Raw genomic sequence first — 25845 nt, forward strand, 5'->3', positions numbered from 1 at the left:
GCGGTAGGTTTTACTGGCATTGATAATAATGGTGACATCATGCTGACCCGGTAAGAATTTATCAGCTCCGCTAAAGAAATCAGCTAATTCTGCTGAATAGCCTAAACCTTCCAGTGTTTTTATATCAAATGCCGCCGCGCCTTCTTTTGTCGCAGAGAATCCTGCCACAGGAAAAAGGGAAAGCAGACATAAGGTATAAAGGAATGAACACTGGCGACTGACCACAAGGATATCCTAAATAGAGTGAGCAATTATTTATCGATAATAGTGCATCTTGATGCTTTATTTATAAAATAATAAGCGTAGTGAGAGGCTGAAATACTTATTAGCGATAGTGTGTGATCAAGACAACTGAAGCCTTGTTGGCTAAAAAATGTGAACTTAGGGAAGCGACGGTGCGACGTGTGCTACAGCCATACCCAAAATCAGAGAAGATAAAACCGTCACGCCAATCAGTGGCTTTTTCATGTGTAAGATATCCAAAATTAAAATGTAGGGTTAAGTAATGATTAGCCTCAGTATGCCGATGTAAGATTTATTTTTTGTTTCACTGAAACATGAGCTGAGTCTATTTATTTCGTTGGGATGATTAGACCGCAATCAGACATGGGCGTATATCGGAATGGAAGCGGACTTAATGTAAGAATATTCTTACGAAATACTGTGTTATTTAAATGATATTTATCAGTGGATTACTGTCATCAGATGATGTTCTGAGCCATCACTCTTAAGAAAGCACAACTTGATAGTAAATTGCGCTAGTCCGATGAAGTGTTTCACTTTGAAGAAATTGTTTTATGTGATTCTGACACTAAATAAATCACATAAGGCTAGGCATTTTATGGCCTAAATACCGTAAGCGAAGCTCAAAGTCACCGACCCATCAATATTGATATTTTCAGTAATAGCACCACCCATCGTGGCTGAACTTGCCAGTACTGGTGAGACAGTTAAATCAGCACTGAAGACTTTACCAGCTTTTGCCGTCGTTGCGTTTTGCGCCCAACCAAAAGGCAAATTATTCGTCAGTGTTTCTGTCGTATGGCCTCCCTGGAATCCGTTTTCTACGTAATAAAAAAAGCTACTTTCACCATCAACCTTGGCGTTGCTCAATCCTGTTCTAAAGTAACCAATCTTCCCTGTGCCATTGACAAAACCCAACCCAAAATTATGGATTGCCGTGGTATTGCTAACAGATGATTTTCGATTATCCGTGGGTGTGAAACTGAGATAAGTCGAGCCATCGCAGGAGATAGTCCAGGTTTTAGTGATTGTGGGTAATATCACTGAGGCCGTAGGTTGTATTGTTGCGGCTGAAATATTGCCCACGTTATAAACGCCGCCATCAGGGACATTGATAGTACAAGTTGGGACTCCTATTGAGCCTTTGACTTTTAATTCAGAAGTCGGTGTCGCCGCTTGTACTACCAGAGATAAAAATAACGAGCTGAAAATCGTTAAATTAACAAATTGCATTTTCATAAAATTAAATTTACCCCGTTTATCATATAACGTGGAAAGGTAAAAAGTATCTTCAGGGAAGCGATAACAAGGGCCGAAATAACATTCCGGCCCTTGCTTTCAATTCATTTCATTTGTCTTCGCGGTAATTAGATACCGAAAGCGAAATTCATGGTCATTGAACCGTCAAGCTCTGCATCGTCAGTGATTGGACCGCCCATCGTGGTGGTGCCAGCCAACATTGGGCTCACTGTGATATCAGCCACAAACACTTTACCGGTGCTCTGGGTGTTAGCCGCAGATGACCAACCGGTGCGCAGACCTGTGGTCAGGTTAGCTGTCGTTGTCGCCGTGAACGTTGATGTTGCAGAAGAGAACAAGTTAGACGCTTTGCCGTCTACAGTGCCGTTCTTAATCAACGCAGTGTAGTAACCGATTTTGCCGGTAGTGTTCACGTTACCCAGACCGAAGTTAGTGGTGGCAACGGCACTGGCAGATGCTGCGCGGTTATCGACTGGTGTGAAGTTCAGATAAGTATCAGCATCACAGGTCACCGTCCAGGTTTTCGTCATTGGCGTCAGCGCGGTCGTGGCCGTCCCTGATTTGACTAAAGATGAAGACAATTTACCGAAATCATAAACACCTTCATCTGGAGAAGCGACGGTGCAGCTTGGAACAGTCAGTGTACCAGTGACTTTCAGTTCAGCTGTTGGTGGTGCGGCGTGCGCTGCAGTCATGCCCAAAACCAGAGAAGATAAAATAGTCAGACCAATCAGTTGCTTTTTCATGTGTAAGATATCCAAAATTATAATGTAGGGGTCAGTAATAATTGGTCTGTCAGCATGTCAATATAAGCTCTATGTTGAGTTTCATTAAAACATGATCTAGGTCAATTTATTTCGTTGGAGTGATTAAACCTTAATAAGGCATGGGCGTATATCGGAATGGAAGTGAACTTGATGTAAGAATATTCCTACTGGTTATTTTTGTTAATTTAAATTAATTTAATCAATAGGTTGCGTTGCGATTGAAAGCCGTTGGATGTCATCTTTTTTTTGAATAATCCTATTGATAAAAATAATAGGAATCAGATTTCTGCCTGCCTAAAAACCATCGCAACTCAGTTATCGTCAGTATTAGGGGTTTATTAACGCCAATGTGTATTTGGCGCGTTCTATTTTATTGATGAAAGCGGAGTGCAGGACATCAATAAAATAAAAAAATAAGGGCCGGAAATAATATTCCAGCCCTTATTTACTATTAATGTGTATTCACTATTAATTTGTCTTCGCGGTGATTAGATACCGAAAGCGAAGTTCATGGTCATTGAGCCGTCAAGCTCTGCATCGTCAGTGATTGGACCGGCCATGGTAGTGGTGCCAGCCAAAATTGGGCTCACTGTGATATCAGCCACAAACACTTTACCGGTGCTCTGGGTGTTAGCCGCAGATGACCAACCGGTATGCTGACCTGTTGTCAGGCTAGCTGTCGTTGCTGCTGCAAACGTTGATGATGCAGAAGAGAACAAGTTAGACGCTTTTCCGTCTACAGTGCCGTTCTTAATCAGTGCAGTGTAGTAACCGATTTTGCCGGTAGTGTTCACGTTACCCAGACCGAAGTTAGTGGTGGCAACGGCACTAGATGTCGCTGCGCGGTTATCGACTGGTGTGAAGTTCAGATAAGTATCGGCATCACAGGTCACCGTCCAGGTTTTCGTCATTGGCGTCAGCGCGGTCGTGGCTGTCCCTGATTTCACTAAAGATGAGGACAATTTACCGAAATCATAAACACCTTCATCTGGAGAAGCGACGGTGCAGCTTGGAACAGTCAGTGTACCAGTGACTTTCAGTTCAGCCGTTGGTGCTGCCGCGTGTGCTGCCGTCATGCCCAAAACCAGAGAAGATAAAACTGTCAGACCAATCAGTTGCTTTTTCATGTGTAAGATATCCAAACTTAAAATGTAGGGTAAATGAAGATTTGTCTGTCAGCATGTTGGTGTAATCTCTATTTCGAGTTTCACTAATATGTGATCCAGATCGATTTATTTCGTTGGAGTGATTAAACAATAATCAGATGTGGGCGTATATCGGAATGGAAGCGGACTTTATGTGAGAATATTCTTACAGAATAATTTTTTATAGAGTTGAATATATCGAGGAATAATGTCTCGTGGGCTAAAACTACAAGAGGGACACAATGTGCCCCTCTTGGTGTCGTACTAAAACGGTCTTATTCTTCTAAATCAGATTTTTGGCCCTGCACTCACTAACGCTGCCCCTGCTGGGGTATCGGTATATTTGTCAAAGTTAGTGACAAAGCGCTGCGCCAAATCTTCTGCTTTCTCTTGCCACTGTGCGACATCCGCGTAGGTGTCACGCGGGTCGAGAATGGCTGGGTCGACACCCGGTAGCGCAGTTGGTACTGCCAGATCGAAGATAGGCAGAGTGAAGGTTTCAGCCTTATCGATTTCACCGCTCAGAATGGCGTCAATGATGCCACGCGTATCCTTGATGGAGATACGCTTGCCTGTCCCATTCCAGCCGGTGTTAACCAGATAAGCTTGTGCGCCTACCGCTTGCATACGCTTCACCAGCACTTCAGCATATTGCGTTGGATGCAGCGATAGGAAGGCTGCGCCAAAACAGGCAGAGAAGGTTGGGGTCGGCTCAGTCACACCACGCTCAGTTCCGGCCAACTTAGCCGTAAAGCCAGACAGGAAGTGATACTGGGTCTGATTCGCGGTCAACCGTGATACCGGAGGCAATACGCCAAAGGCATCTGCCGTCAGGAAAATAACCTTAGTGGCATGGCCCGCTTTAGAAACCGGCTTAACGATGTTTTCGATGTGGTAGATCGGGTAAGAAACACGGGTGTTTTCTGTTTTGGAACTGTCATTAAAATCAACGGTCCCATCTGCCAGTACGACCACGTTTTCCAGCAAAGCATCGCGCTTAATCGCGTGATAAATATCTGGCTCGGCTTCTTCGGATAACTTGATGGTTTTGGCGTAGCAGCCGCCTTCAAAGTTAAAGACGCCATCATCATCCCAGCCGTGCTCATCATCACCGATCAATTTACGTTTCGGGTCAGTAGAGAGTGTGGTTTTTCCTGTTCCAGACAAACCGAAGAAGATTGCGACATCGCCTTTCTCACCGACGTTGGCTGAACAGTGCATGGATGCAATGCCTTTCAACGGCAACAGGTAGTTCATCATCGAGAACATGCCTTTTTTCATTTCGCCGCCGTACCATGTGCCGCCAATGAGCTGCATACGTTCCGTCAGGTTAAAGGCAACAAAGTTTTCGGAGTTCAGGCCCTGCTCTTTCCAATCTGGATTAGTGCATTTAGCGCCATTCATGACGATAAAATCAGGCTCAAACTGGGCCAGTTCTTCATCTGTTGGGCGAATAAACATGTTTTTGACAAAGTGTGCCTGCCAAGCCACTTCGGTGACGAAGCGAACTTGCAAACGAGTATCGGCATTAGCTCCGCAGAAGGTATCTACGACAAACAGGCGTTTACCAGACAATTGTTGAGTCACCAGCCCTTTCAGGTGGCTCCAAGTCTCTTGGCTTAGCGGTTTGTTATCATTCTTACCTTTGCCCTGATCAGCCCACCACACGGTATCCTGTGTGATAGCATCGCGGACAATGTATTTATCTTTGGGGGAGCGGCCGGTAAAGATACCGGTATCGACCGCTATTGCTCCTGTGGTGGTGAGGGTTCCTCGCTCGTATCCTTCAAGCGTGGGCTTCGTCTCTTCCTGGAACAGTAAATCATAGCTTGGGTTGTAAACAATCTCGCTGACGTTATGGATGCCATAGGCGGCGAGCTCCTGCGGGGTAATTCCTTTAACACTCATGTCATAACTCCTGGATCGTCAATTTTCTACCAGCGATTGTAAATCCTCAGCACCGATTAACAGCGATAGCGTTCAAATATTTAAATATATGACCTACATTTCGCTGGGTTATGAGAGATAGAACACGGAATATCGCAAGCATGAAACGGCAGAAGTGCTGGGCACGAGTCAGCACCCAGCAAAATGTTATGGAAATTAATGAATTTGTTCAGATGATGCGCTGTTACCATTCTTGAGCGAAGCGATATCGACGGCATCAAAAAGGTAGTGGCTGCCACAATATTCACAATGCATATCAATATTGCCGTCTTGCTCCAGCATTTCGGTGATGTCATCTTCAGACAATGTTACTAATGCATCTGCACAACGTTCGCGCGAACAGGTGCAACGGAAGTTGACGTTTTGCGGTTCATAGAGCGTCACTTCTTCCTGATGGTATAAACGATACAGCACCTCGTTGGCCGGCAGCGTGAATAACTCCTCTGCTTTGACGGTCGCGGTCAATTGCGCGAGATGATCAAATTCATCTTCATTGCGCTCTTGCGCAGGCATGACTTGCAGTAGCATACCGCCAGCAGCAGCTTTGCCCTCTACGTCACCCGTACGAATAAACAGGCGAGTGGGTAATTGCTCGGACTGCATAAAGTAATTTTCAAGACAGGCTGCGATGGTTTCACCTTCCAAGGCCACTACGCCCTGATAGCGTTCGCCTTTTTCTGGCGTAATGGTGATCACCAAATAACCGTTACCGACCATCTCTTTTAGCGTGCTGTCATCGCTTATCTCGCCTTTAAAGCGGGCGACACCACGCATTTCTTGCTGGTTATTGCCGTTAATCACCGCCAAGGTCAGCGGGCCATCGGTACTCTGCAATTGCACGGTGATATCACCGTCAAACTTAAGAGTAGCGGTCAGTAAGCTGGTCGCGACCAACATTTCACCTAACAGTTTTTGTACCGCAGGTGGGTAATCGTGGTTAGCTAATACCTGCTGGTAGGTTTCATTGACTGAAACCAGCTCACCGCGCACAGCATGGTTAGCAAACAGATAGCGATGTAATTGGTCGTGATTAGACATAGGTTTCTCTCATTCTGGCTGCCGCTTACTCAGACTCGCCTTGTTTAAATTTGATTAGATGACGGCGCTCTTTTTTATCGGGCCGCCGATCAGGGTGTGGCATGGTCAGCGCATTCAATTTACGCGCTTGTGCGACTTTTTCGCGGTTGGCGATACTGGCCTCAGTTTCTTCATACAATGCCTGCGCTTCGCTGGCACCTCGACGCTGAGCATTGAGTGCCAGTACTCGGACTGTGCGTTCGTCATTGCCCTGACGTAGCCGAATTTCAGCATTAATCTCAACCAGTTTACTCGGTTTTCCACGCTGGCCGTTGTAGTGGACTTTACCGCCATCCACCATGTCCCGAGCGATAGCTCTGGTTTTATAAAACCGAGCCGCCCACAGCCATTTGTCCAGCCGAACCGATTCGTCCACGGCCGTTTTATCCTTCATGAAGGCTCCTGCCATTGGGCTGATTTATTCTTCGTGTCAGCTTATTCGCTGCGTAACGTTACTCGTGACGTAAATGCAATGCTGGCAATAACTTACGATAGTCATTGATAGCGGGATGACCATGAAAAACTTTGTCGGCACAACTAGAATCTGGATTTTCAATCCCCAAACAGTAGCGAATACCGAAGCTGCGCGCAGCGTCCAACATGGTTTCACTGTCATCGACAAATAACGTTCTGGCCGGGTTTAACCCCGTATGCTGCGCAACGGCCTGCCACAGACGTTGATCTTCTTTTGGATAACCAAATGTATGGGTGGAAAGTAATAAATCAAGGTGTTGATCGAGTGCAGTATGCTCCACTTTTACCGCAAGGCTATGTGGGTGGGCGTTGGTGAGCAAAATTGTTTGCAACCCGCACTCGCGAAGACTGGCTAAAAAGGGCTCAGTATCTTGGCGCAGCCGCACTCGGTTACCCGCTTGTGTCGTCATGGCATAAATATCCAGATCCAGCCGTTCGCTCCAGTAATCAAAACAGTACCAATTCAGCGTGTGCTGCACGGACAGATATTCATCGTGAATAATTTTGTGTGCTGACTCGAGCGGGATCCCTCGGCGCTGGCTGAGTGTCTCCGGTACCTGTTTTAGCCAGAAATGGCTGTCGAACTCTAAATCGAGCAGAGTGCCGTCCATATCGAGCAGCACGGTATCAATTTCTTGCCAGTTGAACTCAGGGGGCATAGCGACTCCACGATCACAAATAGTGGTGATAAATTATACGCGCAATAAAGGCAAAAGGGCTAACGCAGGAAAGGTGGAGGCGTGAGGGTTTGGTTAAAGCAGTTGTCATAATAGCTCTGAATATTATCCATGCGGCTACGGTTCTTCAGGATGCGCTGAATTAATAAGGTGGTATTCACCACTAAGCAGACAATCAGTGCTAACAGCAATAGGCTGGTCCCCAAATAACGGCTGAGCATCATCATATCCGGTTCGCTATGCAATGAGATATGCCGCGTGCCATTGGCATCGACGGTAATATTGGTAATGATACCCTCGGCCTTGAATGGGGTATTCAGCAGCAGCCCTGAAAGTCGCTGCAATTCACGCCATTGTTCTAGGGCCGTGAAATCAAACAGTGGGACAGCAGGCGTCGGGTGATTCACCAACTGTTTACCTTCATCGCTGGTGATGAGGAACCCTCCTGGCGGCGGGCTGTTTAATGCCTCAGTCGCTAGATGTGTTTCACGGTAAACAAAGGATGAGGTGGCGGTTTTAACCAGATTTTCTAGCGTGTCGGCGCTCACGGGGCGTAACAAAACGTTCATGCCTTTCAAGGTGCCTGATTGCGCTCGTTTGACCAAGGCTGACCAATTCTTCGCGTTACCCAAATTCACTAATGCATTTTTCAGGCGTATACAATCGCTATCTGCACCACATAACGTCTGCGTTTTTAAGACAATATCTGCGAAGTCATCCAACAAAATCATACCGGATTTTTCAATCGCGGTTGCCAACTGCGGGTTAACATTGGCGTCGGTGCCTTGGGGATGTAACTGATGATTAACGGTTGTCATCAATGCGGCGGCTTTTTCAATCGTCTCAGACTCAGGTAATGGCAGAGGAGCCGCGTTATTCCAATAGATTCCGGAGCAATCAAAGGGGGTAAATGCGAAGCTATGTGGGTTCTGTGAATTTGGCGGTACATAGCACATGCCTGTTCCCTGTGCTTTTAGCATATCGCCAATATGCAATGGCATTTTTTCTAGGGCTTCAACACTGGTGACCTGCTGGCTTTGCGCCCCTTGTAGCCAAGCGACGCTCAATTTTAGTGGTAAACCAAGGGGGACATAGATAAGTAAGAGTGCCATTACCAGCAAGGAGCCTGCCATTAGCGCCAGATTTTTCCCCCAGCGTTGCAGCGGGAAATGTTTCATTTCATCGTGCAAGGATAAAAAGCGTCCTTGGCGAATCACCTGGCGGTTGAGGTAGATATCAATATTGGTTTTTTTACCCAAGTCATGGGCGAAATAAGGCCCCCAATGGGCCGGATAAATCAGGTCGACAATCCCGAGAGAGATATTACTCATCTGCCCCTGATTGGATTCACCAAAGAGTCCCCAGCGTTTGGGCGTCCCACTCAAGCAATGGACTTCGCGCAAATCTTTTTCTGATACCGGTCGAAACATATTCCAGCATGCCCAGCCCGTTAATGTTGCCGCGATAATCACTAGCCACGGCAGAATGACGGCTGGCCCAATCAGGGCGAAAAATAGCAAAAGCAGTGCCAGACAAATGGCTAAGGCTTCTTTTAAACCATTCGCACTATGCAGCGCATATTCTTCTGCTGTTTCCTTACGAATATTCAGTAGCTCAATATGTTCACTGTCCGCTTTTCGGATGGAGGCATTTTGCGCGGTAGAGGGCAAAATAGGCTGATAAGGGCTTTCGGGTTGATGATCTTTCAACGTGTGGCCGTTAAGGGAAATCACCAACGGAATGGTCTGAGTTTGGATAAATTCGACATCATTATCCTGAGTAATGTATTGCTCCCATGACACCGGCAAATGGACTTCAATCGAATCAAGGTAATAGCGCCATTTATTGGGTTCATCGCTTGCCACACCGTAGCGAGTAATCGCACGCGATACGGAGTAAACCTTGTCACTTTGGGGGGTGAGAACCAGTTTTGTGGGCGTCAGATCGCGATTGGCTAGGGTGTTGGGATCAAAGGTTGTTAGCGTTTTGAAGCCGGTCTTCTCGTCTTGCTGGCTGAGGAGATAATTCTCAATATTAACGCGTTCTTCCGGTGTCAGTGTGCGGTACGTGGGTTTCACAAATGGCTGTATTGCGGCTACGGGAAGGCGAGGGCGGAATTTGAACCACCAAAGTAAACCTACTGCGATCAGACTGGTCAACAGTAAGGCCAATATTAAAACTATTGTGCTCATCCCATCCCCATCTGAGCGCCCCTGACTTACGTCAACTCTATGAAAAAAAGCATATAATTCGTAAACACAGTTTATACGTAAATACAGTGCAGAGGTACATAGCAGCGTTATTCAGTAGACATATGCTACACGCAATTATCCATCAAGATAACTAATATAGTGCTCTTTAACTGCCTGTAGACTGATCAGGGTAGCAAGGCTAATACATCGCTAATATCAGCATAATCTTATTTTCAAACGCAACTTTTTACGTGCATTCAGCGGGGATTGAGTGAAATTTCACCGATTGAATATTGACTAAGCTCGCCTTCATGTTAAAAACAGGTAAATTATATCTAACTGACATTGCGATAAAGGTTCTCATTAACGCACAATGTGATCAAGTTCTAATAAATCTCAGGACAACTTATCTAGGTAATCATTATCGGCAAAAAATAGCGCGTTAAGTCACTATAAAAGTCCTGATTATCGCGATATGAGTCCATTTGGCAGTGAGTTTTTAATTTTGGGGCCATCATGAAACACCTGCAAAAACCAAAAATTCTTAAAATAGAAACGATTGCCCGCTCTCGCTTATTTACTGTCGAAGCGGTGGATTTGGCATTTAGTAATGGGGCACAACGTGTTTATGAGCGTATGCGTCCATCTAATCGTGAAGCCGTGATGATTGTGCCGATTATCGGCGATGATCTATTACTGATTCGTGAGTATGCGGTTGGTATTGAAGCGTATGAGTTAGGCTTCCCTAAAGGGTTGATTGATCCTGGAGAAGACGTGTTGGAGGCCGCGAATCGCGAGCTGATGGAGGAAGTGGGATTTGGTGCTGAACGTTTTGACTACCTCACGAAACTGACCATGGCACCGTCCTATTTCTCCAGCAAAATGAATATTGTGATTGCCCATAACCTCTATCCGCAAAGTTTGGAAGGTGATGAGCCAGAGCCGTTGCCGCAAGTACGTTGGCCGATTGCGAATATGATGGCATTGCTTGATGAGCCAGATTTCTGTGAGGCCCGTAATGTTAGCGCACTGTTTTTGGCACAGGCATTTCTTAACCGCACCGATATCGATTAATTCTCCGCATCAGAAATGGGTGTTGCTGGCTATCCAATATAAAGCCAGAAAAATAGAGAGACAGAAAAGCCGGGATGATCTTGCGATCTCCCGGCTTTTTCATTTTTATTCACTTTTTCATTCACGCTAATAACTTCGTTAGACTGAATGACAGTGATATCAGAACAACTCGTGGGTTTGACCGTTATCCATTAGCGTCGTCCCTGCCTCATGCACCGAATACTCGGTTGGCTGAGTACCCTCGATAAAGAACTCAGGGCGACTCCCCGGCCCACCGCTAGAGAGCTTGCCAGTTTGTTTATCAATCACGACGCTAACGATACCCGGCGGTGGCGAGACGGTTTTTTCCGGCAAACCTGCGAGGGCTGCTTTCATAAAGTCATCCCATGCGGGTTGAGCCGTTTTCGCTCCACCTTCGGCCCCCGAGATCTGGTCAGGTATCGCCCCTGATGCTGAACTACGGCCTAAGTCGCGGCGATGGTCATCAAAACCAATCCAAACTGAGGTGACAGTATCTGGGCCATAGCCAGAGAACCAAGCATCTTTCGAGTTGTTAGTAGTACCGGTTTTGCCACCAATATCTTTACGTTTTAAATCACGCCCTGCACGCCAACCTGTTCCCATCCAACCCGGTTCCCCAAAGATGTTGGAATTCAGCGCATCGCGCATCAGGAAGGCTAACGGTGTACTGATCACATGTGGCGCATATTGTTCATCGCTATTGAGCCTAGCCTGATCAGGCGTAACTTGTTCCAGTTCAGGCACGGGAACATTGTTGGCTGCGTTGTTCTGGGATGTCACGACGTTTTCGACGTTATCATCTGACAGCACAACTGAGCGCTGAGTGTCGCCATAAATAACCGGCAAGTTACAGTCTTCGCAGACAATTTTAGGCTTCGCTTCGAATAGCACATTGCCGACATCATCGGTGATTTTGGTGATGAAATAAGGGTCAACTAAATAACCCCCATTTGCCAGCACCGCGTAACCACGCACTAACTGCAATGGTGTAAATGATGCTGAACCTAAAGCCAGTGATTCCGAATGCACAATATTCTGCGCAGGGAAGCCAAAGCGTTGCAGATATTCAGCGGCATAATCCACACCCATCGCACGCATTGCCCGCACCATCACCACGTTCTTCGACTGGCCTAAACCTTGACGCAAACGAATTGGACCATCGTAAGTGGGCGGTGAGTTTTTTGGCCGCCAATCGGTACCGGCACCGGCATCCCAACGGGTGATAGGTAAGTCGTTGAGGATAGTAGCGAGTGTCAGTCCTTTATCCATCGCTGCGGTATACAGGAAAGGTTTGATATTTGAACCAACCTGACGCAGTGCTTGTGTGGCACGGTTGAATTTACTTTGGTTAAAGTCAAAACCACCAACCAAGGCTTTAATCGCACCGTTATTCGGATCGATGGAAACCAAGGCTGAGTTGACGTCCGGCACCTGTGCTAGCCACCAGTTATCCTCGACTTTCCTCACCCAAATTTGCTGGCCGGGTTGCACCACATCAGTCACTTGTTTTGGTGTCGGCCCTTGAGCATTGTCTGACTTAAACGGGCGTGCCCAACGCATACCTGACATTGGCAGCGTGACATTACTGCCATCGGCCAGCATGGCGGTGGCTTGTGTTGCATTCGCTTCGGTGACTACGGCGGGGAGCAACGGGCCATAGACTGGCAGCGTTTTCAGCGAATCAAGAATCTGTTCGCGGCTCCACGCACTCTCACCAACCTTCCACAACACATTGGATGGGCCACGATAGCCATGGCGCATATCATAAGCCAACACATTGGCGCGTAAGGATTCAACCGCCGCCAACTGGAGTTTGCGTGTAATGGTGGTATAGACCTGATAGCCGTCGGTATAGGCATTCTCACCGTAACGCTTGATCATCTCTTGACGCACCATTTCAGACAAATAGGGTGCAGAGAAGGCAATTTGCGGTGCATGGTAGTTAGCGACAATATCTTCGCTACGTGCCTGATCATATTGCGCTTGGGTGATGTACTTTTCATCCAACATGCGCGATAGCACGACATTACGACGTGCGACAGCTCTATCATGTGAATAAAGCGGATTGAAGGTTGATGGCGCTTTGGGCAAACCGGCAATCATCGCCATCTGGCTAAGGGTCAATTCGTTGACATCTTTACCGAAATACACCTGCGCGGCCGCACCGACACCATAGGCACGGTAACCGAGATAAATCTTGTTCAGATACAACTCAAGAATTTCATCTTTGGTAAGTAACTGTTCGATGCGAATGGCCAGAAATGCTTCCTTGATTTTACGCATCAAGGTCCGCTCTGGGCTTAAGAAAAAGTTTCTCGCCAATTGTTGGGTAATGGTACTCGCCCCTTGGGAGGCTCGACCAGAAACCATGGCAATAGAGGCGGCACGTAGGATACCGACGGGATCCACACCATGATGGTCGTAGAACCGGCTATCTTCCGTCGCAATAAACGCATGCACCATCTCTGGTGGAATTTGTTTTAGCGTTAACGGAATACGGCGTTTCTCACCGTATTGAGCGATCAATTCGCCTTCGGCGCTATACACCAACATAGGGGTTTGCAGCCGGACATCTTTCAGTGTGGCAACATCAGGTAGCTGAGGCTCAATATATTTGTAGAGACCAAATATCGAGGCTGCTCCCAGTAAAATGCAACACACCACAAGGATCAAAAAATACTTTACGAACTTCACCTGAGATTTCCCATTCAATGTCAATTGGGCAGTTTATAAACAACCGCGCCGTAGTATAAAGGCAAGCCCTTAACATGGATACGTTCTTTTATTCTCTCTCGACAAGGAGGTCGACAAAGATGTACTCACAATATTGGCAGGTTGGGCTGGATATTCAAATGGAGGCAATACGCGCCTTGGCAGTTGTCAAACGCCGTCATGGTTGGCAACTGCGTTACTGGTGGGCTCAAACCTTACCTGCCGGAACGTTGCGCGACGGCATTTTACATCAGCCAGCAATCGTTAGCGACACACTCAAATTATTACGTAAACAATTACCGAGACATATTTCATTACGTATTGCATTGCCCGCACAGAGGATATTGCAACATTCGATGTTTGCGCCAGAGCGGCGTCTACGGGAGTCAGAATGCGAGGGCTATGTACAAGCTGCAGCCAACAGAGCGTTTCCTGTGAGCAGTGAAGGGCTGGCACTGGATTATCGCATTGATACTTCATCGAATCGTGAAGCCGCATCTAGTCATAATCATTCATCTGGCAATAACAATGCATCTGCTAATAACAATGTATCTGGTACTGCTCATCACAGATCACATACGAACGAGTTACTGATTACCGCAGCTCGCCAGTCAGAAATCCAGCAATGGCAACGGTGTTTACATCAAGCGGGTTTGCCCTCACAGGTTATTGATATTACGCCTTGTGCTTTACGCTATATGGCGGTTGCGGCAGGGTTAACGGGGCCATATTGGTTGATTCACCGCTTGGCAAATGAGTGGCTATGGGTTTCTTCTCATGAGATGCCATTTGAGTTTGGTGTGGTCGCCATTGATACAGATGATGGGGTAGGTACTTATCATGCGAATGATACTAGTCGTGTGATTAATACTGACCCTGTGATTGATGCTAATAGTAGCGTGCCGTATACCCATTGCTCTAGGGTACTCGATCCGCTATCTGCATTGGTGGCACAGCTTCAGGCCCGTTCTATCGATCAAGGCACTGTACCGATGAGGGTGTACTACAGCAGCACAATAGATGAACATTTCCCTGAAAATACGCTTCGTTGGTCAACTTTTAAGGCATTTAGCCAGTACCAGCCACCTCTCCCTTCTTTACCATCAGCTTATACTCTGGCGGGAGGGCTGGCATTACGACCAGCGGATGTGTGATGTATCAGGTTAATTTTTCATTATGGCGCGTTGAGCGCCGACTCACCCGCTACCGTTTTTGGCGTAATGCGGGTGTGTGCCAGTGCACGCTTTGGCTTATGGCACTGTTGATCGTTCAGGGGCAATCACGGGCGGTGCAAGTCGACCAGCAGGCTAATTTGGCGGCGTTAACACAACAACAAATGGTATTAAGCCAGCAGCATCAGGCTGTGCAACAGGGAATGACTCAATTACAGCAGGCAGAGCAGCGTGCTCAGGTTTATCGTCAGGCACAGCAATCAACTTACCGTTACACCAGGTTATTGCAGCAGCTATCACAACACATCCCATCAAGCTGTTGGCTGGTCAACTTGTTACCGCAAGATAATGGCTTCATTTTTGAGGCTATCAGTCAGGACTATGCCGCCATTGATATTTTCTTAGTGCAATTAAGTCGTCAGTCCTCACTGACTAATGTGCGCTTACAAAAAATTGTTCAGCAGGATGACGGTACTTTTCGCTTCAGTGTGTGGGCGGATCGGCAGCAGGGGGAAGATAACCATGAATAAGACATTACAGCATTGGATGGATAGGCCCGGCTGGCAACTCTGTTTATGGCAATGGGGGTTATTGGGGCTATTTAGCACAATCGCTTATGGCATGTTGCTGCGCCCCGCATGGCAGCAACAGAGGATGGCTGAGAGTAACCTTATTCAGGCTCAGCAGCAGATTGAGCACCAACAATCTATTTTGGCTGCATTACCTGCACTTTCACTCATTCGCCAACAAATAGCGGCTGCCGCTGAGGAAGAAAGCGCATGGCAGCAAAATGACCGCTCGTTGGCCCATCTCGTCGGTCAATTAATAGCGCCCTTTGGTGGGCAGGTCGTGGCGTGGCAACGTCAATCTGAACCGCGTACTGGTGTAGAGCCGGATTTATTCCAGCTTCGTCAATGGCATGCGACCTTGCGCGTCAATTTCCATGGGCTGCTTCATTTATTTCATCATTTATCGCAGAGCTCGGCCCCTATTCAAGTCGAACGGGTGGAAGTTAAAAGCACGAACACTGAACTTATCGTGACAATGAGTTTGAAAGAATACCTTGTGGGGAGCGCCCATGAATAAGGACAGCAGGGTGCTGGGGTTAAGGGTGATCATCTTATTAGTTTCTACTTTGGTTGCTACTGTTTATGCCGAAACAGCGGTGTCTACCGAGGCTGCCGAGCGTGATCCTTTTCAAAAAGTGTCGACAGAATCTTGTCACCTTGATCGAGAACGGCTAGCCAGTTGGCAACTACAAGGCATTGTGAGTGGTGTGGAATACCAATCCGGTTGGGGGCAATGGCCTAATGGGAACCGGCAGAAGCTGGTCGTTGGACAACAGTTGCTGCCAAATTGGCAAGTGACCCACATTAATTCACGGCAGGTGAATTTACAGCAGCTAAATCCAAATATAGCGTGTGCGGGGCAGTCCTCCACGCAGGTGCTGTCGATGCGTTGAGCTCCCCACGCTTGTGATAATAATCAGCATTAAAAGGAATTGATCTGATGGATCTTGAAACAACGGGAAATCAACCCAGTAATAAAACGAAAACAGAAGATTGGCTAATACGATCACGCAACTTGTTACAGGCGGCTCGGCCAATCCTATTGCTGCTGAGTCTATTGTTCGTAAGCGCTTCTGCTTTTAGTGCAAAGAAGAACCCCCCCGTCACACTCGACTTTCAAGATGCCCCCATTTCTATGGTGTTACAGGCACTGGCTGATTATCAGCAATTGAATTTGGTGGTTGCGTCAGGGGTGAGTGGCAATATCAGCCTCCGATTGGTCGATGTTCCTTGGGAACAAGCGCTGGCAATTATTTTGCGCATGGGCCACCTAAAAGAGGAGCGTGAAGGTACTGTGATGATGGTCTTCACTGAACACGACATACAGGAGAGGCAACAACGCGCTAAGAAAACAGCAGAGCCAGATACCCTCATCAATCTCACACTGGCCTTGCAACATGCGGATGCTGAACAGCTTGCTGAAAGTTTGGAAGAAGGGGACTTACTCTCACCTCGGGGCAGTGTGGTGGTCGATAAACGCACGAATACATTACTTATTCGCGACACTTCCGCTTCATTAACTTTATTGAAGGGGTGGCTAACTGAAATGGATTCCCCTCTCCAGCAAGTCCAGCTTGCCGCACATATTGTGACGATGAGCCGTGAAAATTTGCAGGAGTTGGGTGTACGTTGGGGAATGGGGGAAACGCCTCAAGCCATGCCACTGAGAATAAATGATTTCAACGTCAATCTGCCGCTCCCAAATAGTACTGTTAGCGCAGGATTTAATGTCGCTCGTATTGGTGGTCGCTTGCTGGAGCTCGAGTTAAGCGCATTAGAACAAGAAAATCAGATCGATATTATCGCCAGCCCACGTCTAGTGACCTCGCATCAGCAAACAGCCAGCATCAAGCAAGGTTCTGACATTCCTTATACTGTTTCACGCGGCGAAAAAGGTGCTTCATCTATTGAGTTTAAGGAAGCTGTATTAGGCATGGAGGTGACACCTAAAATACTGCGCAATGACAAAATTACTCTAAACTTGAAAATTAGCCAGAATATGCTCGGAATGAAGATTAAACGTGGTGATAGTGAAGCTCTGCTAATTGATAAGCAGGAAATAAAAACTCAAATCACGGTCAGTAACGGCGAAACGATTGTGCTAGGGGGGATTTTCCAACAAAAAAACAGTCAGGTTGTTAATAAAGTCCCCTTTTTGGCCGATATTCCTTGGCTCGGTGCATTGTTTAAACAAGATACCCAACAACAAAACCGACGAGAACTGGTGATTTTCATCACGCCAAAGCTCATCAGTGCTTGAACCCTATGAGGTGCTGTTTCGTGAAAATAGATCAATCTTGGTGACTTTCTACAACTTTTTGTGTGCTAGAAAGCTTCTAAATTTGACGCTGCGCCAGATTTAGCTTACAAGGGTTACCGAATTGAGCACCGAGGTTTTTAATAACGTTGATACGCCGATAAAAACGTATGGTTTCCCTCCCACGACGTGTACAACGATTTATTCGGTTGCCAAACTACCAGATGTGCTGAGATAATTTTCAGTCTGATCTCGCACTATCGCTCATGAGGTTTCAGTTTAGGTCCCGCCGCTAGTTTGATTGGCGGGGCGGGTTATCATTAACGAATAGTCTTAGTAATACCAAAAACATGGCAGAGAAACGCAATATCTTTCTGGTTGGGCCTATGGGTGCCGGCAAAAGCACTATTGGTCGTCAGTTAGCTCAGCAACTCAATATGGAGTTTTTCGACTCTGATCAAGAAATTGAGCGACGTACCGGAGCTGACGTGGGCTGGGTATTCGACGTGGAAGGCGAAGAAGGTTTCCGCGATCGCGAAGAAAAAGTTATTAATGAACTGACGGAAAAGCAAGGCATTGTTCTGGCAACCGGTGGTGGCTCTGTTAAATCCAGAGAAACCCGTAACCGTTTGTCAGCCCGTGGCGTTGTGGTGTATTTAGAAACTACAATCGAAAAGCAGTTAGCCCGCACTCAGCGTGACAAAAAACGTCCGTTGTTGCAGGTCGATTCGCCTCCGCGTGAAGTGTTAGAAGCACTGGCAAGAGAACGTAATCCGTTGTACGAAGAAATTGCAGATGTCACCATCCGCACTGACGATCAAAGCGCAAAAGTTGTTGCTAACCAGATTATCAACATGCTGGAAAGTAACTGATTTTAGCATTTTACTAATGCCCACGGGCGTAAGTTAAGAAGGTTACTGAGCGCGACATGGAGAAGATTACTGTCACGTTAGGGGAGCGTAGCTACCCTATTACGATTGCCGCTGGATTGTTCGATGATCCGGTTTCTTTTATGCCGCTAAAGGCGGGCGATCAGGTCATGCTGGTCACCAACGAAACGCTGGCACCACTCTATCTGGACGCGCTCCGGGCAGTGCTGGAACGCAGTGGCATTAAAGTGGATCAGGTGATTTTACCTGATGGTGAGCAGTACAAATCTCTCAGCGTTTTGGAGCAGGTATTTTCTGCCCTTCTGGAAAAACCGCACGGTCGTGATACTACCCTTGTCGCCTTAGGTGGCGGTGTAGTAGGCGACCTGACCGGTTTTGCCGCAGCTTGCTATCAACGTGGTGTTCGCTTTATCCAAGTTCCAACCACCTTACTTTCCCAAGTGGACTCATCTGTCGGTGGCAAAACCGCCGTGAATCATCCATTGGGCAAAAACATGATTGGTGCTTTCTACCAACCTGCATCGGTGGTAGTTGACCTCAATTGCCTGAAAACTCTCCCTCCACGCGAGCTTGCTTCTGGGCTGGCTGAAGTTATCAAATACGGCATTATTCTGGATGCTGCTTTCTTCGATTGGCTAGAAGATAATATCGACGCATTACTCGCACTGGATATGTCAGCGTTAGCTTACTGTATCCGTCGTTGCTGTGAATTAAAGGCCGATGTTGTTGCTGCCGATGAACGTGAAGAGAGCGGGATGCGCGCTTTACTTAATTTGGGTCATACTTATGGTCATGCCATTGAGGCTGAAATGGGGTATGGCGTCTGGCTGCATGGAGAAGCGGTTGCTGCTGGTATGATGATGGCCGCGCACACCGCCCGTCGTTTAGGCCAACTCTCGGTGAGTGATGTCGAGCGTATCAAGAAACTACTTTTACGTGCCGGTCTGCCAGTCTGTGGGCCGAAAGAAATGACACCAGAGTCTTATCTGCCGCATATGATGCGAGATAAAAAAGTGTTGGCAGGCGCGCTTCGTTTAGTATTGCCAACCGCAATTGGTCAGTCAGAAATCCGTAGCGGTGTTGAGCACGACATAGTATTAGCGTCGATCGCGGACTGCCAGTCATCGAGAATGGTATAAGTGCCTTATTCCCAAGAAGTGGAATATTCCTAGGAAATAGAATATTCAGAAGAACTATGCTCATAAGCACTATGATGTTGTATCATAAGAACATCATATTCCTTTGCTGCGGGCGGTTTAGCCTGTTTGCAGTCAGTAAATTCAATCAGCCAGATCGCAGCGATAAATGCGGTCGGCGTTTGCCTCTAGTTGGAGGGTTTAGATGGATGATTTAAAGCCGGAAGACGATCTGAAACCAGATAGTAGTGACCGTCGTCCTACACGCCCACGTAAGGCTTCTACGGGGCCGAAGCTTGCTGTTTCACGCCAACATATGATGATTGGTATCGGCATCTTAGTGCTGCTATTGATCATTATTGCTATTGGTTCAGCCCTGAAAGCCCCAACAGAGCATGAAGCCTCTCAACAGAATCCGAATGTTGATGCCGCGAGAAATATCAATCTGTCTGATTCATCTTCACTCACTAGTGGCAATAACACTCAACCGAGTGTTGCAAATAATAGCAGTGATGGTCATGACGCCAACGGCGTGAGAAACACCGCGCAACCGCAAGATATCAGTGTTCCGCCAATTTCGCCGACCCCGACTGAGGCCGCGGCTCAGCCGTCAGCGAACGGCCCAACGCAACGTGTCGAGTTGCCGGGCAATATGTCTGATGCGCTTTCCCAAACTCAAGGGCAAGTTGATACGCTGTCTCAAAATATGAATGACGGTCAGACATCCACCTTACCGACAGCGCCGGCTACGGTTTCAGGTACCAAAGGGGGCAAAGTCTCCACGTCAGGTGAATCTATTACTCATCCGTCACAGAAACCAGGTTCAGTTGCAACCAAACAGCCAGCGGCAAATCAAGCGGCCAACCATAAAAAACCAACTACAGCAGTCACCCCTGCAGCGTCTGCGGTGGCTAAATCCGGTTCGGCTAATGGTAGCAGCAGCACATTGAAAAATGCGCCAAGTAGTCATTTCACAATACAGTTGAGCAGTGCATCGCGCTCAGACACGCTGAATGCCTACGCCAAACAGCAAAAATTAACTGACTATCATGTCTATGAAACGAAACGTGATGGTAAGCCTTGGTATGTATTAGTGACCGGCAATTACGCCTCTTCCGCTGATGCGAAAAGGGCAATTACGACACTACCCGCCGATGTTCAGGCGAAGAAACCGTGGGTTAAACCTGTACAACAAGTACAGCAAGACCTTAAAAAATAAATCATTCTTATTTGTGCGCTGATGTGCTGTTTGAAACAGAGTACAATCTGCGGCTCTGAATTATTAAGTAGCTAACTGACGGCATGAAGAAAAACCGCGCTTTTTTAAAATGGGCTGGTGGGAAGTATCCGCTGGTTGATGACATACGACGCCATCTACCAGCGGGAGACTGCTTGATAGAGCCATTCGTCGGTGCGGGGTCGGTGTTCTTGAACACTGAGTATGAGTCTTACATACTGGCCGACATCAACAGTGACCTCATCAATCTCTATAATATTGTGAAGGAACGCACTGACGATTTCGTGCGTGATGCCCGTGTATTATTCACCGGTAGTTTCAATAATTCTGAACACTTTTATCTTTTGCGGCACGAGTTCAATTGCAGCACTGATACCTATCGCCGTGCATTATTGTTTCTCTATCTGAATCGTCACTGCTATAACGGTCTGTGCCGCTATAATTTGAGCGGTGAATTCAATGTGCCTTTTGGCCGCTATAAAAAGCCGTATTTCCCAGAAGATGAACTGTATTGGTTTGCTGAAAAGTCGCAACATGCTGTTTTTGTTTGTGAGCACTATCAGGAAACGTTATTAAAAGCCGTGCATGGGGCCGTGGTTTACTGCGATCCTCCGTATGCGCCACTCTCTGCGACCGCGAATTTTACGGCCTACCACACCAATAATTTCGGCATTGCGGATCAACAGAATCTGGCGCGTCTGGCTTATCAACTTTCGGTCGAAAACCAGATTCCAGTTTTGATTTCTAATCACGATACAGAACTGACGCGTGATTGGTATCATCAAGCATCGCTGCATGTAGTGAAAGCGCGCCGAACTATTAGCCGTAATATCCTTGGCCGTAGTAAAGTGAACGAGCTTTTGGCGCTGTATAGCTAAGCGGGAGCGCCCGCTTAGAAATGATTCAAACCTGGCGTTTTATGGTGTCGCAGTTTGAGGCAGAACAAAATCTGCCAACTGACGACTGCATAAAACAAAGAGAGACGTTTGGAGAAGCGGATGAAAAAGTTTTTAATTGCCCCGTCTATTCTGTCAGCCGATTTTGCCCGTTTGGGTGAAGATACCGCGAAGGTGCTCGCGGCGGGTGCAGATGTCGTGCATTTTGATGTGATGGACAATCATTACGTGCCTAATCTGACCATCGGGCCAATGGTGTGCCAAGCGCTACGCGACTATGGTATTACTGCCCCGATTGATGTGCACTTGATGGTGAAGCCCGTTGATCGCATCGTGCCGGATTTCGCTAAAGCCGGTGCAACTTACATTTCTTTCCATCCTGAAGCCTCAGAACATGTTGATCGCACACTGCAACTTATCAAAGAGAGTGGTTGTAAAGCGGGTCTGGTGTTTAACCCAGCCACACCGCTTAGCTATCTTGATTATGTGATGGATAAGCTGGATGTGATTTTGCTGATGTCGGTGAACCCTGGTTTTGGTGGGCAATCCTTTATTCCTGAGACGCTAAATAAGTTGCGTCAAGTGCGTAAGCTTATCGATGACAGCGGTTATGACATTCGTCTGGAAGTCGATGGCGGCGTAAAAGTGGATAATATTCGCCAAATTGCGGCGGCGGGTGCCGATATGTTTGTGGCGGGTTCCGCTATCTTCAATCAACCGGATTATGCTGCGGTCATCGATGCGATGCGTAGCGAACTGGCGATGTCTGCTCATGACTAAATTTGAGGCTATTCGCGGTGTGGCTTTCGATCTGGATGGCACATTAGTGGATAGCGCCCCCGGGCTTGCCAGCGCGATAGATATGGCGTTGGCACATGAAGGTTTGCCTACTGCTGGCCAAGAAAGGGTGTCCACTTGGATTGGTAACGGCGCGGATGTTTTGGTCGAACGCGCATTACGTTGGGCTGGCCGTGAGCCAGATGCTCAAGCGGTTGCCCATACCCGTGAGTTGTTTGACCACTACTACGCCAAAACCGTTGAGCAGGGGAGTCAGTTGTTCCCGCAAGTAAAAGCGACCTTGGCACAACTGGCCGCCAGTGGTTTACCCATGGGGCTGATTACCAATAAGCCCACCCCTTTTGTTGCGCCTTTGCTCGCATCGCTCGGTATCGCTGAGTATTTCTCTGTCATCATTGGCGGTGATGATGTGGTGGTGAAAAAGCCCCATCCAGCCCCGCTTTATTTACTGTTGGCAAAACTCGGTTTGCATGCCCACGAAATGCTGTTTGTTGGTGATTCGCGTAATGACATTATGGCCGCGCAGGCCGCTGGTTGCCCGAGTGTTGGGCTGACCTATGGATATAACTACGGTGAAGCGATTGCATCCAGTCACCCTGACTGTGTATTAGCGCGCTTTGCCGATTTGTTGCCCGCCATCGGGCTACCTTCTTTAAAAGATCAGGACGTATAAAATGAGTCAACCCACTGAAATAAGCTCCAATAAACCTATCGTATTCAGCGGTGCGCAACCGTCCGGCGAATTAACCATTGGTAATTATATGGGTGCGCTGCGTCAGTGGGTACAGATGCAAGATGACTATGATTGCATCTATTGCATTGTTGACCTGCATGCTATTACTGCTCGTCAGGATCCTGCGCTGTTAAGAAAAAGAACGTTGGATACACTGGCGCTGTATTTGGCCTGTGGCATTGATCCGAAGAAAAGCACCATATTTGTTCAGTCTCATGTGCCAGAACACACCCAATTGAGCTGGGCACTGAACTGCTACACCTATTTCGGCGAATTGAGCCGCATGACTCAGTTCAAAGAGAAATCAGCCCGTTATGCAGAAAACATTAACGCCGGCTTGTTTGATTACCCGGTGTTGATGGTGGCTGATATCTTGCTGTATCAGACCAATCAGGTGCCAGTGGGTGAAGACCAGAAACAACATTTGGAGCTGAGCCGTGATGTTGCCAGCCGCTTCAACAATCTGTATGGCGATATCTTTAAGATCCCAGAACCCTTTATTCCTAAAGCGGGTGCGCGGGTCATGTCGCTGCAAGATCCCACCAAAAAGATGTCAAAATCTGATGACAACCGTAACAACGTCATTGAGTTGCTGGAAGATCCAAAATCAGTGGTTAAAAAGATTAAGCGCGCGATGACTGACTCTGATGAGCCAGCAGTTATCCGTTATGACACTGAAAAGAAAGCTGGTGTCTCTAACCTGTTGGATATTCTCTCTGGTGTCACTGGACAATCCATTGCCGAGCTGGAAGCTCAGTTTGAAGGCCAAATGTATGGTCATCTGAAAGGCGCGGTTGCCGATGCCGTTTCTGGCATGCTGACTGAGCTACAGGCGCGTTATCACACCTATCGCGAAGATGAGGCTTTCTTGCAAGAAGTGATGCGTGAAGGGGCAGCCAAGGCCCGAGCTCGTGCTCAAGAGACATTATCAAAAGTGTACGAAGCCATCGGTTTTGTTGCTCATCCGTAAGTGATGACTTTGGTTCCAACTGCCGTAAAAAGTCGCCAATAGCGATTTCAACGTAGAGAAGACAAGCAGTGGTATTAATACTGTCTGCTTGTTTTCTCTGCGGATATTGAAACGCTTTCCTCGCTCCCCAAGTACCTCTATTTAACTGACTTTTTCGATCTGCTGCTTGGCGTTGCCATGCTCAGCACTGGAAAACCAATTCAGTTTTTCGCGCAAGCTCACTACGCTGCCGACGATAATCAGGCTGGGGCTACAGACTTGCTGAGAGAGCAGCGCTAACTGGCTCAGTTCGCCGCTGACGACTCGTTGGTGCCGTGAAGTGCCGTTCTCAACCAACGCAACAGGCGTCGTGGCTGGCATGCCATGCTGGATCAACTGTTGCTGGATCTCAGCGGCTTGGGATAATCCCATGTAGAACACCAAGGTTTGTTTCTCTGCTGCCAGATTGGCCCAATCCAGTTGGCTGTCTTTTTTGGCGTGGCCCGTAATCAACCGCACGCTTTGCGCATGGTCACGGTGCGTGAGAGGAATGCCGCTGTAGGCTGAACAGCCCGATGCCGCTGTAATCCCCGGTACCACTGAGAAAGGAATGTCGTATGCTGCCAGTGTTTCCAACTCTTCGCCGCCTCGGCCAAAGATAAAGGGATCGCCACCTTTCAAACGTACCACGCGCTTACCTTGCTGCGCTTGTTGCAACAAAATCTGATTGATTTGATCCTGCGGAACACTGTGGCGGCCCGACTCTTTACCGACAAAAATCCGCTCGGCATCGCGCCTCACCAGATTCATCACCTCATCGGAGACGAGTCGGTCATAAACCACCACATCGGCCTGCTGAATTTGCTGTAACCCTTTCAATGTCAGTAAACCTGCATCGCCAGGGCCTGCACCCACTAACACCACTTCACCGCGGTCAGAGAGTGGCGCATTAAATAACTGCTCAATATGCTGTTCCGCTTGTACCTGATCGTCATTCGCCAGTGATTGCGCCAAACGATCGTGGGTCAACAGTTTTTCCCAAAAGCGGCGGCGGTCGGGCATGGCGGCAAAATGTTGCTTCACTCGTTGGCGTAAATTGCCCGCCAACTGCGCCAACTGCCCCAAATGCAGCGGCAACATCGCTTCCAGTTTTTCCCGTAACAACCGTGCCAATACCGGTGCTTTGCCGCCGGAAGAGATAGCAATCATGATGGGCGAGCGGTCAATGATAGATGGCATGATGAAACTGGTTCGCTTCGGATCATCCACCACATTGCAGAACACACGCTGTTGGTTGGCGCTTTGATACACCAATGCATTCACTGCGACCTGATCTGTTGCGGCAATCACTAACCACTTTTCTGCCAGTAGTTCTGGAACAAACTCGCGGCTGACTAAGGAAAGCCGCCCCTGCTCGGCCCAGTCATGGAACTGCGGGGTGAATTCGCAGGCATTGACGGTGACCAGCGCGCCAGCATCGAGTAGCAGTCGCGCTTTGCGTTCGGCCACTTCACCACCACCGACTAGCAGGCAGGCTTTGTTTTGCAGTTGGCAGAAAATCGGGAAGTAGTCCATCGGCAATCCTTCAGATATAGGTAGCGGTGATAAAACCCGCCCTG

Annotated in this window: 23 protein-coding genes and 1 pseudogene; 13 read left to right on the plus strand and 11 right to left on the minus strand. The window is 47.7% G+C overall.

The genetic code is table 11. The features are described 5' to 3' along the window. From BN68_RS21445 to BN68_RS21485, 9 genes and pseudogenes are all read right to left on the minus strand, one after another. A pseudogene (locus BN68_RS21445) lies at nt 1-225 on the minus strand (hypothetical protein); the annotation flags it as partial. Nucleotides 226-846: 621 nt separating this feature from the next. Beyond that, complete coding sequence (locus BN68_RS21450; RefSeq protein WP_019213238.1) at nt 847-1482, minus strand: DUF1120 domain-containing protein; 636 nt, start codon at nt 1480-1482, stop codon at nt 847-849. Nucleotides 1483-1610: 128 nt separating this feature from the next. After that, complete coding sequence (locus tag BN68_RS21455) at nt 1611-2249, minus strand: DUF1120 domain-containing protein (protein ID WP_019213239.1); 639 nt, start codon at nt 2247-2249, stop codon at nt 1611-1613. Nucleotides 2250-2758: 509 nt separating this feature from the next. Further along, a complete protein-coding gene (locus BN68_RS21460) occupies nt 2759-3397 on the minus strand; it encodes a DUF1120 domain-containing protein (protein WP_019213240.1) in 639 nt (212 codons plus the stop codon). A 306-nt stretch (nt 3398-3703) separates the two neighbouring features. Then, nucleotides 3704-5323 carry a phosphoenolpyruvate carboxykinase (ATP) gene (pckA, locus tag BN68_RS21465; protein ID WP_019213241.1) on the minus strand — a complete coding sequence of 540 codons (1620 nt, stop codon included), beginning with the start codon at nt 5321-5323 and terminating at the stop codon, nt 3704-3706. A 195-nt stretch (nt 5324-5518) separates the two neighbouring features. Further along, complete coding sequence (gene hslO / locus BN68_RS21470; RefSeq protein WP_019213242.1) at nt 5519-6400, minus strand: Hsp33 family molecular chaperone HslO; 882 nt, start codon at nt 6398-6400, stop codon at nt 5519-5521. A gap of 25 nt (nt 6401-6425) precedes the next feature. Next, nucleotides 6426-6833: a ribosome-associated heat shock protein Hsp15 gene (hslR, locus tag BN68_RS21475; protein ID WP_019213243.1), complete on the minus strand. Its 408-nt coding sequence runs from the start codon at nt 6831-6833 to the stop codon at nt 6426-6428. A 58-nt stretch (nt 6834-6891) separates the two neighbouring features. Beyond that, on the minus strand, nt 6892-7572 hold the full coding sequence (yrfG, locus tag BN68_RS21480; protein WP_019213244.1) for a GMP/IMP nucleotidase: 681 nt from the start codon (nt 7570-7572) through the stop codon (nt 6892-6894). 59 nt (nt 7573-7631) lie between these two features. Continuing rightward, complete coding sequence (locus BN68_RS21485) at nt 7632-9782, minus strand: intracellular growth attenuator family protein (RefSeq protein WP_019213245.1); 2151 nt, start codon at nt 9780-9782, stop codon at nt 7632-7634. Nucleotides 9783-10298: 516 nt separating this feature from the next. On the opposite strand from BN68_RS21485, the gene nudE reads away from it, so the two are divergent. After that, entirely contained in the window at nt 10299-10856 is a 558-nt protein-coding gene (nudE, locus tag BN68_RS21490) for an ADP compounds hydrolase NudE (protein ID WP_019213246.1), read from the plus strand. Nucleotides 10857-11015: 159 nt separating this feature from the next. Here the strand turns inward: nudE and mrcA are convergent, their stop codons facing one another. Next, nucleotides 11016-13571 carry a peptidoglycan glycosyltransferase/peptidoglycan DD-transpeptidase MrcA gene (gene mrcA, locus BN68_RS21495; protein ID WP_019213247.1) on the minus strand — a complete coding sequence of 852 codons (2556 nt, stop codon included), beginning with the start codon at nt 13569-13571 and terminating at the stop codon, nt 11016-11018. Nucleotides 13572-13690: 119 nt separating this feature from the next. Here mrcA and pilM point away from each other — a divergent pair, with 119 nt between their 5' ends. From pilM to trpS, 12 genes are all read left to right on the plus strand, one after another. Next, nucleotides 13691-14743, plus strand: coding sequence for a pilus assembly protein PilM (gene pilM / locus BN68_RS21500; RefSeq protein ID WP_019213248.1), 1053 nt, complete (start codon nt 13691-13693; stop codon nt 14741-14743). Continuing rightward, entirely contained in the window at nt 14743-15291 is a 549-nt protein-coding gene (locus tag BN68_RS21505) for a PilN domain-containing protein (protein ID WP_019213249.1), read from the plus strand. Before pilM ends, BN68_RS21505 begins: the two co-directional genes overlap by 1 nt. Beyond that, on the plus strand, nt 15284-15847 hold the full coding sequence (locus BN68_RS21510; protein WP_019213250.1) for a hypothetical protein: 564 nt from the start codon (nt 15284-15286) through the stop codon (nt 15845-15847). Before BN68_RS21505 ends, BN68_RS21510 begins: the two co-directional genes overlap by 8 nt. Continuing rightward, nucleotides 15840-16223 carry a type IV pilus biogenesis protein PilP gene (locus BN68_RS21515; RefSeq protein WP_019213251.1) on the plus strand — a complete coding sequence of 128 codons (384 nt, stop codon included), beginning with the start codon at nt 15840-15842 and terminating at the stop codon, nt 16221-16223. Before BN68_RS21510 ends, BN68_RS21515 begins: the two co-directional genes overlap by 8 nt. Nucleotides 16224-16270: 47 nt before the next feature. After that, nucleotides 16271-17590: a DNA uptake porin HofQ gene (gene hofQ, locus BN68_RS21520; protein ID WP_019213252.1), complete on the plus strand. Its 1320-nt coding sequence runs from the start codon at nt 16271-16273 to the stop codon at nt 17588-17590. Between the two features lie 347 nt (nt 17591-17937). Further along, nucleotides 17938-18459, plus strand: coding sequence for a shikimate kinase AroK (gene aroK, locus BN68_RS21525; protein ID WP_005271698.1), 522 nt, complete (start codon nt 17938-17940; stop codon nt 18457-18459). Between the two features lie 56 nt (nt 18460-18515). Next, nucleotides 18516-19616 (plus strand): 3-dehydroquinate synthase, encoded by a 1101-nt coding sequence (gene aroB, locus BN68_RS21530; protein ID WP_019213253.1) that lies wholly within the window; start codon nt 18516-18518, stop codon nt 19614-19616. 202 nt (nt 19617-19818) lie between these two features. Then, nucleotides 19819-20832, plus strand: a complete 1014-nt coding sequence (locus BN68_RS21535; protein WP_019213254.1) for an SPOR domain-containing protein — start codon at nt 19819-19821, stop codon at nt 20830-20832. Between the two features lie 83 nt (nt 20833-20915). Further along, nucleotides 20916-21728, plus strand: coding sequence for an adenine-specific DNA-methyltransferase (gene dam, locus BN68_RS21540; RefSeq protein ID WP_019213255.1), 813 nt, complete (start codon nt 20916-20918; stop codon nt 21726-21728). A 120-nt stretch (nt 21729-21848) separates the two neighbouring features. Next, the gene (rpe, locus tag BN68_RS21545; protein WP_019213256.1) at nt 21849-22526 is read left to right on the plus strand and encodes a ribulose-phosphate 3-epimerase; all 678 of its coding nucleotides are present in this window, start codon (nt 21849-21851) and stop codon (nt 22524-22526) included. Next, a complete protein-coding gene (locus BN68_RS21550) occupies nt 22519-23217 on the plus strand; it encodes a phosphoglycolate phosphatase (RefSeq protein ID WP_019213257.1) in 699 nt (232 codons plus the stop codon). Before rpe ends, BN68_RS21550 begins: the two co-directional genes overlap by 8 nt. Before the next feature lies 1 nt (nt 23218). Then, nucleotides 23219-24247, plus strand: a complete 1029-nt coding sequence (gene trpS, locus BN68_RS21555; RefSeq protein WP_019213258.1) for a tryptophan--tRNA ligase — start codon at nt 23219-23221, stop codon at nt 24245-24247. A gap of 141 nt (nt 24248-24388) precedes the next feature. Here trpS and cysG read toward each other — a convergent pair whose 3' ends face one another. After that, on the minus strand, nt 24389-25801 hold the full coding sequence (gene cysG / locus BN68_RS21560) for a siroheme synthase CysG (protein WP_019213259.1): 1413 nt from the start codon (nt 25799-25801) through the stop codon (nt 24389-24391). Nucleotides 25802-25845: the final 44 nt, after the last annotated feature.

It is taken from the genome of Yersinia massiliensis CCUG 53443, assembly GCF_000312485.1.
Classification (GTDB): domain Bacteria; phylum Pseudomonadota; class Gammaproteobacteria; order Enterobacterales; family Enterobacteriaceae; genus Yersinia; species Yersinia massiliensis.

Excerpts from the sequence above, each read along its gene's own strand:
- BN68_RS21450 (WP_019213238.1), bottom strand. The coding sequence starts at position 1,482 with ATGAAAATGCAATTTGTTAATTTAACGATTTTCAGCTCGTTATTTTTA.
- BN68_RS21455 (WP_019213239.1), bottom strand. The coding sequence starts at position 2,249 with ATGAAAAAGCAACTGATTGGTCTGACTATTTTATCTTCTCTGGTTTTG.
- BN68_RS21460 (WP_019213240.1), bottom strand. The coding sequence starts at position 3,397 with ATGAAAAAGCAACTGATTGGTCTGACAGTTTTATCTTCTCTGGTTTTG.
- pckA (WP_019213241.1), bottom strand. The coding sequence starts at position 5,323 with ATGAGTGTTAAAGGAATTACCCCGCAGGAGCTCGCCGCCTATGGCATC.
- hslO (WP_019213242.1), bottom strand. The coding sequence starts at position 6,400 with ATGTCTAATCACGACCAATTACATCGCTATCTGTTTGCTAACCATGCT.
- hslR (WP_019213243.1), bottom strand. The coding sequence starts at position 6,833 with ATGAAGGATAAAACGGCCGTGGACGAATCGGTTCGGCTGGACAAATGG.
- yrfG (WP_019213244.1), bottom strand. The coding sequence starts at position 7,572 with ATGCCCCCTGAGTTCAACTGGCAAGAAATTGATACCGTGCTGCTCGAT.
- BN68_RS21485 (WP_019213245.1), bottom strand. The coding sequence starts at position 9,782 with ATGAGCACAATAGTTTTAATATTGGCCTTACTGTTGACCAGTCTGATC.
- nudE (WP_019213246.1), top strand. The coding sequence starts at position 10,299 with ATGAAACACCTGCAAAAACCAAAAATTCTTAAAATAGAAACGATTGCC.
- pilM (WP_019213248.1), top strand. The coding sequence starts at position 13,691 with ATGTACTCACAATATTGGCAGGTTGGGCTGGATATTCAAATGGAGGCA.
- BN68_RS21505 (WP_019213249.1), top strand. The coding sequence starts at position 14,743 with ATGTATCAGGTTAATTTTTCATTATGGCGCGTTGAGCGCCGACTCACC.
- BN68_RS21510 (WP_019213250.1), top strand. The coding sequence starts at position 15,284 with ATGAATAAGACATTACAGCATTGGATGGATAGGCCCGGCTGGCAACTC.
- BN68_RS21515 (WP_019213251.1), top strand. The coding sequence starts at position 15,840 with ATGAATAAGGACAGCAGGGTGCTGGGGTTAAGGGTGATCATCTTATTA.
- hofQ (WP_019213252.1), top strand. The coding sequence starts at position 16,271 with ATGGATCTTGAAACAACGGGAAATCAACCCAGTAATAAAACGAAAACA.
- aroK (WP_005271698.1), top strand. The coding sequence starts at position 17,938 with ATGGCAGAGAAACGCAATATCTTTCTGGTTGGGCCTATGGGTGCCGGC.
- aroB (WP_019213253.1), top strand. The coding sequence starts at position 18,516 with ATGGAGAAGATTACTGTCACGTTAGGGGAGCGTAGCTACCCTATTACG.
- BN68_RS21535 (WP_019213254.1), top strand. The coding sequence starts at position 19,819 with ATGGATGATTTAAAGCCGGAAGACGATCTGAAACCAGATAGTAGTGAC.
- dam (WP_019213255.1), top strand. The coding sequence starts at position 20,916 with ATGAAGAAAAACCGCGCTTTTTTAAAATGGGCTGGTGGGAAGTATCCG.
- rpe (WP_019213256.1), top strand. The coding sequence starts at position 21,849 with ATGAAAAAGTTTTTAATTGCCCCGTCTATTCTGTCAGCCGATTTTGCC.
- BN68_RS21550 (WP_019213257.1), top strand. The coding sequence starts at position 22,519 with ATGACTAAATTTGAGGCTATTCGCGGTGTGGCTTTCGATCTGGATGGC.
- trpS (WP_019213258.1), top strand. The coding sequence starts at position 23,219 with ATGAGTCAACCCACTGAAATAAGCTCCAATAAACCTATCGTATTCAGC.
- cysG (WP_019213259.1), bottom strand. The coding sequence starts at position 25,801 with ATGGACTACTTCCCGATTTTCTGCCAACTGCAAAACAAAGCCTGCCTG.